This is a genomic window from Pseudoalteromonas sp. Ld19 (assembly GCF_045064135.1).
GTDB classification, from domain to species: Bacteria; Pseudomonadota; Gammaproteobacteria; order Enterobacterales; family Alteromonadaceae; genus Pseudoalteromonas; species Pseudoalteromonas aliena.
Genome location: NZ_JBISHA010000008.1, coordinates 191,337 through 210,298 on the forward strand (window position 1 = coordinate 191,337; position 18,962 = coordinate 210,298).

The window sequence follows — 18,962 nt, forward strand, 5'->3', positions numbered from 1 at the left end:
ATACTCCAGAGCAGAAAATGGGGTCGCGTCTTGCCTTTTGCCACTTTCTTTTGAATGTCTGTTGATGGTACACATACGACTTACAGATCGCGTTAAGTTCACTTATATAAACATTATTCACTAAATAGGCTTTTTTCGAATGCTTGCGCTGCATGCGAAGACGGTCTGTCTTTATAGTGTAATTGATATAATGGCCGTGATAGCTCGATGTTATTTTGTGGCTTTAGGCGTGTTAATTTACCTAATTGCACTAAATCTTCAGTTACCACATTAGGCAATAACGCAACGCCCATCCCTTGTGCTACCGCTCTTGCTATAGCCTCGTTACTGCCCAATTGCATGCTGTTTTTTGCTGTAACGTCGTGTTGTTGTAGTAACTTAACCGACATTTCGAGTGTGCCAGAGCCAGGTTCGCGCAGCAGCCAAAACTGCTTGTTTAACCATGCTTTTACATTTTTAGCGGGCTTTAAGTTACTCGGTATAACCACACTCATTAAATCGTTTTGCCAGTGCCTACTTATTATATGCGGCTCGGTAGGTGTGCCTTCAACCAGTGCTAAATCTATAGTGCATTCAAGTAAGGCATGTTCAATTTGTGCGGTATTGGCAACTTGTACTTCTACTTTTATATGTGGATGTTGCGCGCAAAATTTAGCTAAATAAGGGGGCAGCCAATAGCTTGCAATGGTGGTGCTGCTGCCTATAACGAGTGTGCCTCGCTTAAGCCCTGTACGCGATTTTATATCTTCGATGGCTGCTTTTTCGATAGCAAAAATACTACGAGCATGTTCAAAAAGCGCTTGCCCAGCTTCACTTAAAGTGAGTTTTTTACCCTTGGATGCACGTTCAATCAGTTGTATGTTTAGCTGATACTCAAGCTCTTTTAAAGCCTTTGATACCGCCGGTTGACTTATAAACAGTGCTTCAGCTGCGGCCGAAAAGCTACTTAGTTTAGCAACCGTATGAAACACCCGAAGTGCATGTAGGTTCATTGTGCCTCTCAAGTTACATAACCTTAAGTTATCAAATTATGATTTTAATGTATTAGAGTTATATTTTGCGCTTTATTATAATGAAGTCAATTAATTACGATGACTTTATGAAGGGATGATTATGCTTAGTAAAATTAAAAAAATAGCACAGTATTTTAGTGTTAATACTAAGCAATACAACGATTCGCGTTGGTGGTTAGGAATGCTGCTCGTTATTGTTTTAGCGGTGGTTGCTGTTGCCCTGAGTAAGTTGCCGGTAATGCAAAGCGCTCAGTTTAGTTCTTTAACGCTTGGTATTGTACTTGGCATTATTGTTGGTAACAGTGTTTTTTCGCGCATTGCGACTCATATCGATGTGGGTGTTAATTATGCTAAAAGTACTTTACTCAAAGCGGGTATTATTTTATTTGGTTTTAGGGTTACATTTTCACAAGTAGCGGGAGTTGGTTTAACTGGGTTGATAACCGATATTACAGTACTTAGCGGTACGTTTATGTTAGCACTTAGCTTAGGTAAATACGTATTTAAACTTGATGAACACACGACTATATTAATTGGCGCAGGTAGCTCAATTTGTGGCGCTGCCGCTGTAATGGCAACTGAGCCGGTAATAAAAGCGCAGGCGCACAAAGTATCAGTAGCTGTGGCAACGGTTGTAGTGTTTGGCACACTGAGTATGTTCGCGTATCCGTTATTGTTTGAATATATGGGCATGACGGAGCACGCGTATGGTATTTTTATCGGTTCAACGATTCATGAAGTAGCGCAAGTCGTGGCTGCGGGCAGTGCTGTAAGCGAAAATGCTACCGATACGGCGGTGATCGAAAAAATGTTAAGAGTGATGATGCTAGCCCCATTTTTGTTGTGTTTATCGTATTGGCAAAATAAAAAAAATTTAAAAATAGGTAGCATTGCAAACAGCGAGGGGAATAAATCAGGCATCACTATTCCTTGGTTTGCGGTATTATTTATTGCGACAAGTGGTGTACATTCACTCTCTATACTTCCTCAAGTGGCTACAAGCGCAGTTGTTTGGTTTGATAATATATTACTCACGATTGCGATGGTGGCTTTGGGTTTACGCACACATATTGGGGCTATTCGCCAAGCGGGGATTAAGCCACTGTTACTGGCGCTGTGTTTATTTTTATTTTTAACGTTAGGTGGTTACGCTATTAATATAGGCATTGCTGAGCTGTTTTAAATTTTGGATGAATAACCTGAGTTTTGGCTAAGATATTTAAAAACGCTATAAATAATAACGATATTTAAGTTTGTTTCTCTCTAGCTCAAAATAGCTGCTTGAGATAGATTTATTATCCAGAACTCAGGTTAACTAGATTAGCGGCTTAAATTGGCCAATCAACTTCGTTTACGTTATCAAGCTGTGTGCTTGTATGTTTATTGCCTTGCCACTTGTTAGTGTAAACAGCATGCGGATCAAACTGCAATGTTTGCTTTTGTATATTAAAGTGCCTGCCACCGCGCGGATCTACACCCACGCCCGCTATATATTGCCAGTTGCCCCAATTAGCAGCTACGTCGTAATCAATCAGTTGCTGTTCAAAATAGGCCGCGCCATAGCGCCAATCAAGGCTAAGTTCGTTAACTAAGCAACTTGCTGCAACTTGCCTAGCTCGGTTTGATATATACCCGGTGGCATTAAGTTCATTCATAATAGCGTTCACCAAGGGGTAGGGGGTTGCGCCATTGCACCACGCAGCAAAGCGATTTGGCATAAACGTTGTAAGGGGTTTAGTGTGTTTTTGGCCTTTAAAGCTAAACAGGCTGTTACCTACGTTAAGTGCATGCCATTTAAAATACTCACGCCATAACAGCTCAAACTTAACCCAGTAAGTAGACTCGTTTGCTATGTGGTTTTGCTCGTACTGTTTAACTGCATTATAAACTTGTCGTGCACTTATGCAGCCAAAGGCAAGCCATGCACTAAATTTAGTGGTGTTATTAAAGCCATCAAGCTCGTTTCGAGTTGTTTTATAGGTACTTGGTAGTAAGCCTGAAAAGTAGTGCTCCAAATGTGTTTGCGCACTATTAAGGCCTCCGTGTATAAAATGCTCAAGATTATTGTGCAGTTCAATTGGCTTTGCAGCACATAAAGTAATGGGTTTTGGTAATAACGTTTTAGGCAACGCTGAAAGCGTGATGGGAATATTTACCGCCTCTACCTTTTTTCTAAATAGGGTAAAGTTTTTAGGCAGCTCGTTTAAATCAAAAGGGAGGTCGCTTTGTTTAAATAAAGTGTCTTGTTGAGTCGTTTTAAATATCAGATGCGGGCAATGTGCTTTTAGTCGCGCGAGTTGGCGTTGCTCATATATTCCAACGTGCTCTGCGCATACAACCTCGTCAATATGTTGATCCGCAATTCTTTGCTTTAACACTGTAACAGGCTCGCCCTCAAGTACATGCAGAGTTTGTCCGCGTTCAATAAGCGCTTGTTGCAGCTCAAATAAGCTTTGCATTAAAAACTGTTGTTTGTGCACGCCATATGGTTTTTGTTGGTAGTTATTATTTCTAAACCAGTGCGGATTTATTACAAATACAATATCGAGTGCGCATTGCTGCAAAGCAAGTTCGCTAAAAATAGGGTTGTCGTCTATGCGTAAATCATTTTGTAGCCAATATAAAATACGTTTGCTCATGTTTGCGGATCTTCCTAATAATTATTACAGATCGTTACGTATTTTAAACAAACAGCGATTACATTTTAGTAAACTTATATGCTGCATAAAAAAGGCTCTAGGGCCTGTTGACCTTTAAGGATTAAAATTTGTTCAATCTAGGGGCGATTTAATCGCGGCGTGAGGTTTGTAACCTAGTGGGCTAAGTAAAAACCGAGCAACAAAGAGTAAATTGCCCCTAGGCAGAACCCTTCGGGCAGCGCATGTTTGGCATTTATGCTGCGTTATCGCCTATTTATGGGGAATAACCACACACCATAGGCTCTGCCTTGCCTAAATACCAAACAGCCTGCTGCAAATTTAACCTCGAAAGATAAACAGGCCCTAGTGATGCATCACTGCATACATTGATATTAGGTTTTAAAAATAAATGAACTTTAGAATTTCGTAATTTTCATTGCTGGCATATTGTTTATGAGCTGATTAAAATAGAGAAAACTAATTACAATAATGACCGTCATGTTTAATAAAGTAATAACGCTGATTGATGAAGCTAATAGCCAAGACCCTAATAATGAATTGCATGACGGGAAAAGCTTCCCAAAAGAGCGTTTATATTCAGAGCGTATGAGCGAAATGCTACTTCGTTTTATGCCAAATGCAGATGAACTCATGAAAATTGCAGTGCGTGCGCAGCATATAGAGCGTTGGAAATCACCTCGTAGTGGCTTTGAAATGAATAAACAAGGTTATCACCAATGGCGAACTGCGCTTTATATTTTTCATGCGTCAACGGTCGTTGAATTAATGCAACAAGCTGGTTTTAATGAAATAGAGCAAAATCGTGTTTATGAAGCCGTAGCTAAAAAAAATATCAAACGTAATCCCGACAGCCAGTTAGTTGAAGATGTGGCAAGCCTTGTATTTATTGAGCATTACATGCTTGAATTTACCCGCTCTAAACCTGATTATGATGAGCAAAAGTGGATAGGTATAATTCGACGTACGTGGCAAAAAATGTCTGATGACGCGCATGAGTTTGTACTTGCAGGTAATATTACTTTACCAGAGCCGCTTGTTGGGCTTATTCATAAAGCACTTTAATAAAAAATAAAAAGGATTTTTAAAATGTTATGCCCACGTACAAACAGCTCTCTTAAACCGTTATTAATTGGCGGTATTACTGTTTACACTTCAGCGCAAGGTGGCGTATTTTTTGATAACAGCCAAATATTTAAATTTAGCTCACCAGAGCTAAAGCATAGTCAGGTATTGCTAAAACATTTGAGTGAACATAGCGAGAAAGAATACGATGTTTCGCTACGAATAAACTGCCCAAAGTGCAAAAGTATTGTAATGATGCGCAGGTATTTTTCGCCAGTAAAGGCTGTCGAAATAGACGAATGCCCAGGTTGTGCAGGAATTTGGCTTGATAGTGGAGAATTAAGCAAGATACATGAAAACCACCTAACACCTCGAGAGCGTAAGCTGTTAGCCCATGAAATGGCAACCGACCATGGTTTTATAACTATTAAATCACCTATTTCTAGGTTTACGCCAACTAATAAAAATAAAAGTGCGCATGAAACCACCGTTGAGAACTTGGTTCGTTTAGCTTTACTTGGTTTGTAACTCTTAATAACATATTAAAACAAAAAACGGCGTACTAAAAAGTACGCCGTTTTTATTGTAATAAACTAATTTTTTAAAATTTATTTATTACGGTTTTCTTTAGCAAACGCACGTATTTTACGTTTTTGCGACAGTGTTACTTTATTAACACGACCAGCAAATGGGTTTTCACCTTCTCTAAATTCAATTTTGATAGGTGTACCCATAATTTTAAGCGCTTTACGGTAATAGTTCATCAGGTAACGTTTATAACTATCTGGTAGGTCTTTAACTTGGTTACCGTGAATAACAATACGTGGTGGGTTATAACCACCGGCATGGGCATATTTAAGCTTAACACGACGTCCACGAACAAGTGGCGGCTGGTGATCAGCTTGAGCCATGTCCATAATTCGGCGTAGCATGGCTGTACTTATACGTTTAGTTGCAGACTCGTAAGCTTCATCAACCGATTCAAATAAGTGACCAACACCTGTACCGTGTAATGCAGATATAAAGTGCAGGCGTGCAAAGTCAATAAAGCCTAAACGGCGATCGAGCTCTGATTTAATACGATCTTTAACGTAATCGTCTAAGCCATCCCATTTGTTCACGGCAATAACCAATGAACGACCTGAGTTAAGAGCAAAACCAAGCAAGCTCAAGTCTTGATCAGAAATACCATCACGCGCATCAACAATTAACAACACCACATTACAATCTTCGATTGCTTGAAGCGTTTTAATGACAGAGAACTTTTCTACTACGTCACTTACTTTTTTACGTTTACGCACACCAGCTGTGTCGATTAACACGTACTCTTTTTCATTTCGAGTCATCGGAATGTAGATAGAATCGCGTGTTGTACCTGGCATGTCGTATACAATTACACGATCTTCACCAAGTATACGGTTTGTAAGCGTTGACTTACCAACGTTAGGGCGGCCAATTATCGCAAGCTTTACAGGTTTATCTGCAAACGCTTGATGATCGGTGTCATCCCCTTCACCTTCTTCGTAAAGATCAATAAGTTCTTCGTCGTTGTCGGCTACGTCTTCATCTTGCGCTGCTAATTCAGCAATAAGCGGCTGAAGAGTTTGCTCAAGTAATAACGTAATACCACGGCCATGTGATGCCGCAATATGGTGGATCTCACCTAATGATAATTGGTAAAATTCAGCACAGCTTGAATCAGCATCAATACCATCGGTTTTGTTAGCGACAACAAAGCATTTCTTATCTTGCTTGCGCAAATGATTAGCAATGGCTTGATCGGCAACGGTCATACCAACACGGGCATCGACTAAAAATAGCACAATGTCGGCTTCTTCAATGGCTAGCAGAGATTGATCTGCCATTTCGATTTCGATGCCTTCTTCTGAGCCATCAATACCGCCCGTATCTACCACGATAAATTCATAGCCATCGTAGCTAGCTTGGCCATATTTTCTATCTCGTGTTAAACCAGGGAAATCGGCTACGAGTGCATCACGAGTACGTGTTAAACGGTTAAATAATGTGGACTTGCCCACATTGGGTCGCCCAACTAGAGCGATCACGGGAAGCATAAACTACCTCTTTAAAAAACAACAAAAGGCTTCGCAGTGCGAAGCCTTACAAAAAATAATTAACTATTAGCAGGTTATACTAATAGTAGTAAGTTAGTTTGGTATTTTAACCGCACTAACTTCACCATCACGGGTGTATAGAATCAGTTTATCGTCGGCAACAACTGGCTCAATAAAAAAGCCTGAGCTGTCAAAGTCTTCACGAGATACTAGCTCGCCAGTGTCTTTATTTAACCAATGTAGATTACCTTCTTGGTCGCCTATGGCTAAATTACTACCTGCAACAGTAGGACCGGTTAAGTACCAACCACGTAGAGCAGGTTGACTCCAACGTTCAATACCTGAATTTTTATCTAATGAATAAATAACGCCATTGCTATCTACTACATAAAGACTTTGTGCATCCATCGAAATTTCGCGATAGCTGCTGTATTCGCGTTTCCACACAACATTTCCAGAGCGAATATCAATAGCTGCCAGATTACCGTTATAGGCAATAGCGTATGCGTACGGGCCACTAATAAGTGGCTGAGTGTCTACATCAACAAGGCGTTCAAATTCTGATGCGCCTTTTGCTACCGCGATTTCTGCGCTCCATGCTGAGTAACCAGTGTCTGAAATCAAAACATTGAGTTTGCCTGTTTCCAGGCCTACTAATACACCACCATTTGCAACGGTTGGTGAGCTTTGTCCACGTAATGTTAATGGTGGAACTTCTTGTTCAAAGTTCCAGCGTTCTTCGCCCGTATCTGGGTGAAGCGCGAGTAATTTACCTGAGGCTAAATTAACAAATATGAGACCGTCGCCAGCTGCCGGTTTAGACAGTGATTCACCAGGTACATTTTTACGCCAAACTTCTTCGCCTGTTTCACGATCTAGCGCAATTACAAAGCCATGCTCAGAGCCAATGTATATTTTACCATAAGCTTGTAAGATACCGCCTGATAATTTTGCAGTGCCGTTATTAGCCCACGGCCAAAATGAAGTATTCTGACGTATATCAGTTTCCCATTTTGTATCGCCGTTAGTAAGTGAAAGCGCTTCAATTTGGCCTTCACGGCTAGCAACATATACATTATCTTTATATATGGCTGGCGTTAAGCGAGAAAAATAGTGCTCTACACCATCGCCTATCGACTCTTGCCATATAACATCAGTCTCAAACTGATTTACAATTTCAGGAAGGACGAGTTCTTCTTCGTCATCACTCGATGAGCATCCCATTAATGTTGCCATACATAAAGCAAGGGCTGCTGTTGTTAATTTTTTCATGCCTAAAACCTTATGCCGCTGGGCTAGTTACTGCTAGGTCATCTAACTTAACTTGTAAAAGAGGATTAGCTGTTAATCCACCTGCATCTACCGCTGCTTGATACGCAGTGCGTGCTTGCTCTTTATTGCCTTGCTGAGCGTAAATATCGCCTTTAAGCTCCGCAACATTTGCATTAAATGCTTCAGGTAGTGGTGCATTTAATGTATTTAATGCATCGTCATACTTTGTTTGTGCTATTTGAATGCGTGCTAAACGCGTAATCGCAATCGCTTTTAACTCTGCGTTTTCAACGTTTGATACAATCCAGCTTAGTTTTTCGCTAGCAACAGCTAGGTTTTGCGCTTCTACAGCATCTTTAGCTGCAACAAATGCCGCCAATGTAGCGTAGTTTGTATCTTTATTTTCGCTGATAAATGTATCAGCCGCAGATAACACATCATCACTTTCAACAAGTGTTGTATACGAATCTGATGCTTGTTCTGCCGTGGTAATTTGGTTCTGGTTATAGGCTTTCCAACCATATAAACCACCTAAACCTACAATTACACCGAGTGCAAGTGACAGGCCGTTTTCACGGAAAAAACGTTTAATGGCTTCTGCTTGTTGTTCTTCTGTTGAATAAATATCCATGTTTACCTCTAATGTTCGCTTAGCCGTTAATAAGCTCTGCTAATAGCGCTTTAGCTTGTTCTAATTCTAATGTGACTTGTTCTTTACGCTCGCGTAAATATTTAATAGTCACAACGCCTTTTTCTAATTCATCTTCACCAATAATAACTGCAACAAGTGCATCGCTTTTATCAGCACGTTTTAATTGTTTTTTGAAGTTACCGCCGCCCGCATGAACCATCACACGAAGGCCAGCCACATCACGGCGTAGTTCAGACGCAATAATAGGCGCTTGAATACTGGCTTTATCACCCATTGCCGCTAAATATACATCAGCATTGCGGCGTATGTCACCTACGCACTCTAGTGCTTGTAATAACAACACCAAACGCTCAAGGCCCATTGCAAAACCAACTGCTGGAGTGGCTTTACCGCCTAGTTGTTCAACTAAACCATCGTAACGACCGCCAGCACATACTGTGCCCTGTGCACCTAAACTATCGGTTACCCACTCAAATACTGTGCGGTTATAGTAATCCAAGCCACGAACTAATTTTTCGTTAACCGTGTATGAGACGCCAGCTGCGTCTAAACGTTCACATAAATTTTCAAAATGTTCTTTTGATTCAGCATCTAAATTCTCAGATAATTTAGGTGCGTCGGTTAATATGGCTTGTACATCTGGATTTTTGCTATCAAGTACGCGTAATGGGTTTGAATACATACGGCGTTTTGAGTCTTCATCAAGCACATCAATGTGTTGCTCAAGGTAGGCAACTAACGCATCACGGTAATCTGCACGTGCTTCATTAGACCCTAAAGAGTTAAGCTCTAAGCGAACGTGTTCAGTAATACCAAAGGCTTCCCATAACTGTGCCGTTAATAAAATAACTTCTGCATCTATATCTGCACTGGCAATACCAAATGTCTCTAAACCAAATTGGTGAAACTGACGGTAACGACCTTTTTGCGGACGCTCGTGGCGAAACATTGGGCCCATATACCAAAGGCGCTGCTCTTGGTTGTACAATAACCCGTTTTCGTTACCAGCACGTACGCATACTGCGGTGCCTTCTGGTCGCAGTGTTAACAAGTCGCCATTGCGATCGGCAAAGGTGTACATTTCTTTTTCTACAATATCGGTAACTTCACCAATAGAGCGTTTAAATAAGTCGGTTGATTCTACAATAGGAAAACGAATTTCTTGATAACCGAACGATGCTACTGTCTCGCGTAAAATGTTTTCTACTTTCTGCCAAACTTGTGTGTCGCCTGGCAGACAATCGTTCATACCGCGAACTGCCTGAATTTGTTTTGCCACTGATAAATCCTAAATACTATTTTTTGTGTAATAAAAAATGCTTACACAACAAGAATGCTAAAAATTGACCTGCCATTATAGCGTTCTGATTATAAAGGTAAACGGCAAACAGCGCTGTTTGCCGCTATATACGGTATTTATTCGACTATTTTTATATCTATAGGTGTTTGGTTTTGTTTTTTCTCTATAAAGTCGCGAACATAGCCTTCGAGTTGCTCAACAATATTATTGTTATCGATGCGTGCTTTTTGACGCTCGCCATTAATATACAGGCCAGAACGACGGTTTGCACCGGCAAGGCCTATATCACTAACCAGTGCTTCACCTGGGCCATTTACAACACAGCCAATGACTGATACCGATACTGGCTCGATAATATCTTCAAGGCGTTCTTCTAGTTGATTCATGGTGCTTACAACATCAAATTCTTGGCGAGAGCAGCTCGGGCAGGCGATAAAATTAATACCCCGCGAACGAATGCGCAGCGATTTTAAAATATCAAAGCCAACTTTGATTTCTTGCACGGGATCGGCAGCGAGTGAAACACGCAGCGTGTCGCCAATCCCTTCGGCAAGTAACATGCCTAGGCCAACTGCCGATTTAACAGAGCCCGAACGCATGCCGCCTGCTTCAGTGATCCCTAAATGCAATGGCTGATCTATTTCTTTTGCAAGTAAGCGATACGCGCCTACGGCTAAAAATACGTCGGAGGCCTTTACTGATATTTTAAATTGGTCAAAATCCAAGCGGCGCAATATGTTTACATGGCGCATTGCTGATTCTAATAGCGCTTCCGGTGTTGGTTCGCCGTATTTTTCTTGCAAATCACGCTCTAGTGAACCGCCATTTACGCCTATACGAATGGGAATATTATGCTCGCGGGCTGAATCGACAACGGCTCTTATTCGTTCTTCGCTGCCAATGTTACCTGGATTTATACGCAGGCAATCTACGCCGTATTTTGCTACTTTTAAAGCGATACGGTAATCAAAGTGAATATCCGCAACTAGCGGGATAGTCACTTGCTCTTTTATACTTCTAAATGCGTCTGCGGCATCCATAGTTGGTACTGATACCCGAACTATATCGGCACCGGCATCTTGTATTGCCTGAATTTGCGCAACGGTTGCATCAACATCCATCGTGTCGGTGTTGGTCATCGATTGGACGGCAATTGGGGCACCGTCACCAATAGGGACGTTACCTACGTTAATACGTGTGGATTTTCTGCGTTTAATTGGAGATTCTGAAAACATAGCGACTACTCTGCTAGTGGTAATGTAAATTTGGCTAAACGATTTTTGGGAAAAGCTGAAATATCAACTTTTTCACCGTTTAGGGTAACGCTTACAACGTTGTGCTTACCAAGCACAACAGAAAAAGGAGGTTTGCCGGTGACAGTCATTAAATAGCCTGCTTTTTTAACACCAAATGCAATTTTTTCACCTTCGCCGTCGTAAATTTCAACCCAGCTTTCATCATTAAAATTCATTTCGATGGTGCTATTTTCAGCTGAGTCTGTATTAGTGGTGAGTGGTTGATTTGTTTGTGCTTGAGTTATTTCAGGTACAGTCTCACGTTCGCTTGGCGCTAATACTTCTTCAGCCAATGCATTATCAGCAGGTTGCTGCTGTGCGATATTAGTGGGTTGAACTGCTTGGCGTTCACTGAGTATTGAATTTTCTACATTTATATTACTGGTTTGCTCTTCTATGGGGGTTGCGTTTTGCCAAAACCATAATGCAGATGAGCCAATCACAATCGCTAAAATAATATAGGTCACTAGCATTAAGCGGCTATCACTGGCTTCTTTTTCTGTACGACGTGAAAAGCTTTGCATGTTAGCGGGTTTTGCCGGCTCTGGTGGTGCTGGCATCATGGCTAAAATAGGGGCGCTATCAATTTCTAGTTCTCGGCAGTAATTTTTGATATAGCCTTTTACAAAAGTAATCGGTCCGAGTAATGCAAATTCATCATTTTCAAGACGTTTTATTTGTAGTTCAGATAATTTTAACGGCTCAGCTATGGTTGCAATGCTAACATTGGCATGCTCACGATGCGCTTTTAATATTTGTCCAACCGTTGGTTGTTCAATCTCTGTTTGCGTATTTTCTTCATTCATAATAGGTATGATTCTGGATCCACTAGTAAAAGTCTATGCCCTGATTTAAGTTCAGTATCTGGGCTTAATTTATTCCATCGCATTAATTGATCAATTAATACATGCCGCTGGGTAGCTATTTTATACAAGGTGTCGCCAGCTTTAATTTCGTAATAAATATTAGGATCGTTCAAATAAATTTTACTTCCATTCATTACCCGATCAGACTCTTTTAGACCATTCCATTGTAAGAGTTTTTGTAGTTTAACATTGTATCGGACGGAAATGCTAAATAGGTTTTCACCAAATGTAATTATATGAGAGGGCACCGTTATAACTGGCACTTTAGTGCTAAGTAATGGGGCGTCTATTTTTTTTATCGCAGAATAGTTTGTAAATTCTACGTCTTCATTCGATTCATTTTTACTATTAGAAAAAACAGCGCCATTTTTTACTGCCTCGTAAAATGTAACGTTAGCGCCATTATTACTATTTGAGCTTTCAGTGTCTGAGTGTGCTATTTGATTTTTTTGTTGCGAATTTAAGTCTATTGTTTTGGATTCACCAAAAGAAATTATTTTAACTTCAGTCTTAAGTTCGTTTGAATTTTTTTTAGTACTTGTTTGCGATACGGCGTCCTGGGAAACCGTTACTTTTTTGGCTGAACTTTGCTGCGAGGTTAAAGCCGATATCACCGCAGAAGTATCAGTAGCGGTATTTGAAAACGTCACCGGTATTGTTTTTTCTTCAGGCTCACTAGGCGCGTCTACAACAATAGAACCCGCAGGGATGTTTTTTACTTGCGGCGGTTTATTGTTCTCAGTTTTTATACTATTAGCAGGGCTCGCTTTAAAAGGCGCGGGGTGCTCATTCACTTGATTTTGACTTACAGACGTGGCTGCGTTAGCGCTTTTACTATCATTTGAAATTAAGCTGGTAGAGCTATCTAAAGTCGGTTTTTTTTTACGAAGGATTTTTATTTTAGGCTCTGAACTAATGCGCCCGTTGTTATTATTTTGTTGCAAGTCATCAAGCATTGCTCTGCGATACTTGTCTCTTAAAATTTCAAACTCGCTCAGACGTGTTTTTTGCTCTCGTAACGAATAAGCTTCATTACTCGTTGGGTAGGTTTGCACAATAGTAGCTGAAATTTTTTCAGCTTCTTCTATTCTACCCATTCGACTTTTAATTAGGTACTCAAGCATTAATGCGCGTGCCGATATTTGGCCTGTATCATCATGACGTTTTAAAAGTTCGCTGGCTTTATGTAAATCACTTTTAGCGTAAAATAACGCGGCAAGACTAATTAAAGTAGAAGTACGCTGCGAGCTGTGATTCATGGCTTGTTGAAAGTAACTTTCAGCATTATCAAAATCATTAAACTCAATGGCACACAAGGCTAAATTTTCGTAACTTTCGGCAACACGGATATAACTTGGGACTTCAATGGCTTTTAAAAATTGGTCCGTCGCACGGTCATATTCGTTAATACCGCATAAAAATACCCCATAGTTATTTAAGGTATTAGGATCATCCGGTTTTATCGCGAGCGCTTTTTGATAGGCTTTATCAGCGAGTGTATTTTCACCTACTTGTTGATAATAATAAGCAAGAGAGTAATGGACTTCAGGTAGCTGTGGGGCAAACCCAGCGGCACGTTCTAAATTGTATTTAGCTTGAGAGTTATTACCGGTATTTAAATACTGCAATGCTAAAGCAATACGTGTTCGTGCAGCGCCTATATTATTAATTTTATTTTCGACGACGGGCTTGTCACTGCCGTTATAACTATTTTCAGTTACGCAACCACTCAAAGCAATTGCTGAAATAGTTAATGCAAGTATAGATCGCATTACCTTGTCTCTTTATTTTTATCCATAGAGTCTATCTTACCTAAAAGCCCTCATGTTGCATCCTTTATTTAAAATAAACGATTTAACATGAGGGCTTTAGGGATTTTCAACTAAAAATTATGCTTGATGGATATTAACGGCAATTGCGTTATCGTCACGTATTTTCTTTTTAGCTAAGCGCTTAGTACGGTCAACTACATCACCGACTAGCTGTCCACAAGCAGCATCAATATCGTCTCCGCGAGTACGACGAACAATACAGGTAACGCCCGCTGCTTGTAATACCTTTGAAAAACGATCAATTCGGCTGTTACTTGAACGCGTATATTCATTTCCAGGGAAAGGGTTAAACGGGATAAGGTTGACCTTAGACGGTGTGCCTTTTAACGTTTTCACTAAGGCATGCGCCTGATCAGTGCTGTCGTTTATTCCGTTAAGCATAACGTATTCAACGGTTACGTCTTTATTCGCTTTAGAGCCGTCGATATAACGACGACACGCTGCTAAAAATTCTTCAATAGGGTACTTTTTATTAACTGGCACTAAAATATCACGCAATGCGTTATCTGGTGCATGCAATGAAATAGCCAAGGCCACGTCAATTTTCTCTTTTAGTAAGTCAAGTGCAGGTACAACCCCTGACGTACTTAATGTTACGCGGCGCTTAGATAAACCAAAGCCCCAATCGTCCATCATTAGTTCCATTGCTGGCACTACGTTTTTAAGATTAAGTAAAGGCTCGCCCATACCCATCATTACAACGTTAGTAACTGGGCGCTTTTCGCTATGACCATCAAGGCCAATATCTTTAGCTACACGCCAAACTTGGCCAATAATTTCAGATACTTTTAAGTTACGGTTAAAGCCTTGTTGCGCAGTAGAGCAAAAAGTACATTCAAGCGCACATCCCACTTGTGATGATACACATAAAGTTGCGCGCTCTTTTTCAGGGATCCAAACAGCTTCTACTTCTTGACCACCTTCAAGTATAAGCGCGTACTTAATAGTCCCGTCGCTTGCTTGTTGGCGAACGGTGATTTCTGGTGCAACAATTTCACATTCAGCTTTAAGTTTTTCTTTAAGCTTTTTATTTACGTTGCTCATATCGTCGAAGTTATCTACGCCAAAATGGTAAATCCATTTCATCACCTGGTCACTACGAAACGGTTTTTCACCGAACGATGCAAATAACTCGCGCATTGCTTCTCGGTTTAAATCTAATAAGTTAATCTTTTTTTGCTCGGTCATGAAACAACCTCAATCGGTGACGGTGGAGATAAAATTTACGAGGACGAATTGTACACAATTCACTCACTTTAATCATTAAGTAAAATATCAACAAATACACTGATAAATACTTTACGTAATGACTAAAAAAGGGCCCGAAAGCCCTTTTCAATATGTTAACGAATTCGAATTAACGAGTACGTGAACAAAGCTCTTCGTCAGCGAAGAAATACGCGATTTCGCGAGCAGCAGATTCAACAGCGTCAGAGCCGTGAACAGCATTTTCGTCGATGCTATCAGCGTAGTCTGCACGTAAAGTGCCAGCTAGTGCTTCAGCAGGGTTAGTAGCACCCATGATTTCACGGTTTTTAAGAACAGCGTTTTCGCCTTCAAGAACTGTAACCATTACTGGACCAGATGTCATGAAAGATACTAAAGCACCGAAGAAAGGACGTTCGCTATGTTCAGCGTAGAAACCTTCAGCTTTCTCTTGTGAAAGGTGAACCATTTTAGCTGCAACGATTTTAAGGCCAGCAGATTCGAAACGGTTGTAGATAGCGCCAATGTGGTTTTTAGCTACTGCATCAGGTTTTACGATTGAAAAAGTACGTTCTAAAGCCATCTTTATGCTCCAATAATTTTAAATAAAAGTGTGAATATTAACGGGCGCGAATTATACGCGTTTTAACTGAAAAATCCTAATTTTATTAAAAACCAGTTTGATTACGGTTTTGTGATCTCGATCAAAAGCAAATTGCTAATCGAACTTATACTGCCGCGCTTATAAATTAATTAATCATACAACTGGCTTAAACCCAGTTCGATGTATGGAGCGCACATGTTACCAACGACCTCTTCAACGCCTTTTATTCCTGAATTACTATGCCCCGCAGGCAGTATAAAAAACATGCGCTACGCTTTTGCTTATGGTGCTGATGCAGTATATGCAGGGCAACCTCGTTATAGTTTGCGTGTGCGTAATAATGAATTTGACTTAGAGACGCTGCAAATTGGGATTAATGAAGCGCATGCGCAAAATAAAAAGTTTTATGTGGTGTCTAATATTGCGCCGCATAACGCGAAAGTAAAATCGTATTTACGTGACATTGAACCTGTTATTGCGATGAAACCGGATGCGCTGATTATGTCAGATCCTGGTTTGATCATGCTGGTTCGTGAAAAATGGCCGACTATGCCGGTTCATCTATCAGTGCAGGCAAATGCAGTTAACTACGCCAGCGTACAGTTTTGGGCAAAGCAGGGAATTGAAAGAGTTATTCTATCGCGAGAACTATCACTCGAAGAAATTAGTGAAATACGCACACTCTGCCCAAACACAGAACTTGAAGTATTTGTGCACGGCGCACTGTGTATGGCCTACTCAGGACGTTGTTTGCTTTCGGGCTATATTAACAAGCGCGACCCAAACCAAGGTACATGTACCAATGCATGTCGCTGGGATTATGATGTTAAGCCGGGTGTTGAAAATGAAACCGGCGAAATGGTGCATAAAATTGATCCAAAACAGGTTATTCCTACATTGGGAGAAGGGACGCCAAGTAACGATGTATTTATGTTAGAAGAGCAAGGCCGCCCAGGCGAATATATGCCAGCGTTTGAGGATGAACACGGCACCTATATTATGAATTCAAAAGACTTACGTGCTGTGCAATATGTAGAACAGCTCACAAAAATGGGTGTACACAGTTTAAAAATAGAAGGCCGTACTAAGTCGTTTTATTATGTAGCGCGCACAGCACAGGTATACCGAAAAGCAATAGACGATGCGGTTGCAGGCAAGCCGTTTGATGCGGATTTATTTAAAACATTAGAAAACTTAGCGCATCGTGGCTATACCGAAGGCTTTTTAAAGCGCCACGCCCATCAAGATTATCAAAATTACGAATACGGTCATTCAGTTTCTACCAAGCAGCAATTTGTAGGCGAAGTATTAGGTCGTAATGCCAATGGTTTGGTTGAAATAGATGTAAAAAATAAATTTTGTGTTGGCCATTCGTTAGAGCTAATGACACCAAAGGGAAATATTAGCTTTGTGCTTGAATGTATGGAAAACAAAAAAGGCGAAAACATTACCGATGCCAAAGGCTCTGGTCATATTGTAAAAATCCCACTACCTAATAATCTCGATTTAGCGCACGCTATTTTAATGCGTAACCTAGATGAAAACCAAGACACCCGCAATCCGTTTAAACAAGCGTAATGTAACCCTATAACAGTGCGCCTATTTTCATAAATAGGCGATAACGCAGCATAACTTGGTTTTTACTTATTCTTACAAGGATGTAAGCCACTAGAGTAACGCAGGAGTAGTTACCGAGCCCGCTCGATTAAAAACCTCACACCGTGATTAAATCGCCCCTAGATAGAACAAATTTTAATCCTGAAATTAGCATTAACCCCGTTTTACTTTGTTTAGCTCTCGATAAAAATTAACTAATGCTAAATTGGTAAATCTTACCTTGCTAAATTACCACTTGTTATTACCAATTTCATTTCTATTGTAAATCTTCAAGAAACAATGGCTTTGAATCTTTGCTCTGTTGTCTAATTATCTGTTTTTAATTACTTTATTTAATTTTTATGATGTTTTTAATTTGATTTTATTATTAGTTTAGTTATTTTCCCATTACTTTCTTTGAGTGGCTTCATTAAATTGGTTGACAAATTGGTTGCCAAATAATACTGTTTTTACAATCTGATTGGTAATTTTTTAATTTAAGCTGCTTACCCATCAGTATAAAGTCTAAAGTTACGCCATGTTAGGAGTAACTCATAGGAGCTAATAAAGCGAAGTAGGGTCACTGTTACTAAGCTAACGAATAGCGTGAGAACAAGCGCTCAACAATTTAGGAGTTATTCATGTCTAAACCAACTATCGGTTTTATCGGACTAGGCCTTATGGGCGGTAATATGGTCGAAAATTTACAAAATAAAGGCTATGAGCTGATTGTAATGGACCTCAATAAAGGTGCGATTGCTGCATGTGTTGAACGTGGAGCGAAAACAGTGGCAACCGCGAAAGAGCTCGCAGCAGCAGCTGATATCGTGATGCTGTGTTTAACCACATCAGAAATCGTTGAAAAAGTTGTTTACGCAGAAGATGGTTTACTTGCTGGTTTTAAAGCAGATTCAGTATTAATAGACTTTGGTACATCAATTCCTGCTTCGACCAAGAAAATTGGTGCCGATCTCGCTGCAAAAGGCGTAGGTATGATTGATGCACCACTAGGTCGAACTCCTGCACATGCAAAAGATGGCTTGTTAAATATCATGGCTGCAGGTGATTTAGGAACATTTAATAAAGTTAAATCTGTTCTACAAGAACAAGGCGAAAATGTTTTTCATTTAGGTGAGCTAGGTGCTGGTCATACAACTAAATTAATCAATAACTTTATGGGTATGACGACGGTTTGCGCTATGTCGCAAGCTTTTGCTGTGGCAGATCGCGCAGGTGTTGATCGTCAACAGTTGTTCGACATTATGTCAACAGGGCCGTCAAATTCCCCATTCATGCATTTTTGTAAAAACTATGCAGTTGATGGTGTAAGTGATCTAGGTTTCTCAATTGCAAATGCAAACAAAGACTTAGGTTATTTTTTACAGATGGTAGAAGACTTAGGCACTGTGTCTAAAATTGCCGAAGGCTCATCGGCTAACTTGCAAGCTGCATTTGATGCGGGTATGGCTCAAGGAAACGTACCGGAGATCTTTGACTACTTTAAAAAATTAGACAAGTAATCCTTGTAA

Annotated in this window: 16 protein-coding genes; 5 read left to right on the top strand and 11 right to left on the bottom strand. The window is 40.3% G+C overall.

Annotation, left to right across the window (positions count from 1 at the left end; all coding sequences use genetic code 11):
* Window positions 1-113: 113 nt before the first annotated feature.
* A complete protein-coding gene (locus ACJJVZ_RS00850) occupies window positions 114-992 on the bottom strand; it encodes a LysR family transcriptional regulator (RefSeq protein WP_405597290.1) in 879 nt (292 codons plus the stop codon).
* 121 nt (window positions 993-1,113) lie between these two features.
* Between ACJJVZ_RS00850 and ACJJVZ_RS00855 the strand changes: the two genes are divergently transcribed.
* A complete protein-coding gene (locus ACJJVZ_RS00855) occupies window positions 1,114-2,196 on the top strand; it encodes a YeiH family protein (protein WP_405597293.1) in 1,083 nt (360 codons plus the stop codon).
* A gap of 145 nt (window positions 2,197-2,341) precedes the next feature.
* Here the strand turns inward: ACJJVZ_RS00855 and ACJJVZ_RS00860 are convergent, their stop codons facing one another.
* The gene (locus ACJJVZ_RS00860) at window positions 2,342-3,652 is read right to left on the bottom strand and encodes a DASH family cryptochrome (protein WP_405597296.1); all 1,311 of its coding nucleotides are present in this window, start codon (window positions 3,650-3,652) and stop codon (window positions 2,342-2,344) included.
* Between the two features lie 498 nt (window positions 3,653-4,150).
* Between ACJJVZ_RS00860 and ACJJVZ_RS00865 the strand changes: the two genes are divergently transcribed.
* Together ACJJVZ_RS00865 and ACJJVZ_RS00870 are read left to right on the top strand one after the other, a co-directional pair.
* On the top strand, window positions 4,151-4,735 hold the full coding sequence (locus ACJJVZ_RS00865) for a DUF4202 domain-containing protein (protein WP_273049853.1): 585 nt from the start codon (window positions 4,151-4,153) through the stop codon (window positions 4,733-4,735).
* A gap of 24 nt (window positions 4,736-4,759) precedes the next feature.
* On the top strand, window positions 4,760-5,263 hold the full coding sequence (locus ACJJVZ_RS00870) for a zf-TFIIB domain-containing protein (RefSeq protein ID WP_405597299.1): 504 nt from the start codon (window positions 4,760-4,762) through the stop codon (window positions 5,261-5,263).
* A gap of 80 nt (window positions 5,264-5,343) precedes the next feature.
* Here the strand turns inward: ACJJVZ_RS00870 and der are convergent, their stop codons facing one another.
* The 9 genes from der to ndk all read right to left on the bottom strand — a co-directional run bounded on the left by der (window position 5,344) and on the right by ndk (window position 15,816).
* Entirely contained in the window at window positions 5,344-6,810 is a 1,467-nt protein-coding gene (gene der, locus ACJJVZ_RS00875; RefSeq protein WP_077535506.1) for a ribosome biogenesis GTPase Der, read from the bottom strand.
* Window positions 6,811-6,903: 93 nt separating this feature from the next.
* On the bottom strand, window positions 6,904-8,082 hold the full coding sequence (gene bamB, locus ACJJVZ_RS00880; protein WP_405597302.1) for an outer membrane protein assembly factor BamB: 1,179 nt from the start codon (window positions 8,080-8,082) through the stop codon (window positions 6,904-6,906).
* 10 nt (window positions 8,083-8,092) lie between these two features.
* Complete coding sequence (locus ACJJVZ_RS00885; RefSeq protein ID WP_405597305.1) at window positions 8,093-8,713, bottom strand: YfgM family protein; 621 nt, start codon at window positions 8,711-8,713, stop codon at window positions 8,093-8,095.
* A 19-nt stretch (window positions 8,714-8,732) separates the two neighbouring features.
* Window positions 8,733-10,013: a histidine--tRNA ligase gene (gene hisS, locus ACJJVZ_RS00890; RefSeq protein ID WP_182703086.1), complete on the bottom strand. Its 1,281-nt coding sequence runs from the start codon at window positions 10,011-10,013 to the stop codon at window positions 8,733-8,735.
* Window positions 10,014-10,150: 137 nt separating this feature from the next.
* Complete coding sequence (gene ispG / locus ACJJVZ_RS00895; RefSeq protein WP_077535510.1) at window positions 10,151-11,269, bottom strand: flavodoxin-dependent (E)-4-hydroxy-3-methylbut-2-enyl-diphosphate synthase; 1,119 nt, start codon at window positions 11,267-11,269, stop codon at window positions 10,151-10,153.
* Between the two features lie 5 nt (window positions 11,270-11,274).
* Window positions 11,275-12,135 carry a RodZ domain-containing protein gene (locus ACJJVZ_RS00900; RefSeq protein ID WP_405597308.1) on the bottom strand — a complete coding sequence of 287 codons (861 nt, stop codon included), beginning with the start codon at window positions 12,133-12,135 and terminating at the stop codon, window positions 11,275-11,277.
* A complete protein-coding gene (gene pilW, locus ACJJVZ_RS00905; RefSeq protein WP_405597311.1) occupies window positions 12,132-13,967 on the bottom strand; it encodes a type IV pilus biogenesis/stability protein PilW in 1,836 nt (611 codons plus the stop codon). The genes ACJJVZ_RS00900 and pilW overlap by 4 nt, the downstream gene beginning before the upstream one ends.
* Window positions 13,968-14,084: 117 nt before the next feature.
* Window positions 14,085-15,215, bottom strand: a complete 1,131-nt coding sequence (locus tag ACJJVZ_RS00910; protein ID WP_405597313.1) for a bifunctional tRNA (adenosine(37)-C2)-methyltransferase TrmG/ribosomal RNA large subunit methyltransferase RlmN — start codon at window positions 15,213-15,215, stop codon at window positions 14,085-14,087.
* A gap of 169 nt (window positions 15,216-15,384) precedes the next feature.
* Complete coding sequence (ndk, locus tag ACJJVZ_RS00915; protein WP_007377442.1) at window positions 15,385-15,816, bottom strand: nucleoside-diphosphate kinase; 432 nt, start codon at window positions 15,814-15,816, stop codon at window positions 15,385-15,387.
* 216 nt (window positions 15,817-16,032) lie between these two features.
* Here ndk and yegQ point away from each other — a divergent pair, with 216 nt between their 5' ends.
* Together yegQ and ACJJVZ_RS00925 are read left to right on the top strand one after the other, a co-directional pair.
* Entirely contained in the window at window positions 16,033-17,415 is a 1,383-nt protein-coding gene (gene yegQ / locus ACJJVZ_RS00920) for a tRNA 5-hydroxyuridine modification protein YegQ (RefSeq protein WP_405597316.1), read from the top strand.
* 659 nt (window positions 17,416-18,074) lie between these two features.
* Window positions 18,075-18,953, top strand: coding sequence for an NAD(P)-dependent oxidoreductase (locus ACJJVZ_RS00925; protein ID WP_405597319.1), 879 nt, complete (start codon window positions 18,075-18,077; stop codon window positions 18,951-18,953).
* The last annotated feature ends 9 nt before the right edge of the window (window positions 18,954-18,962 follow it).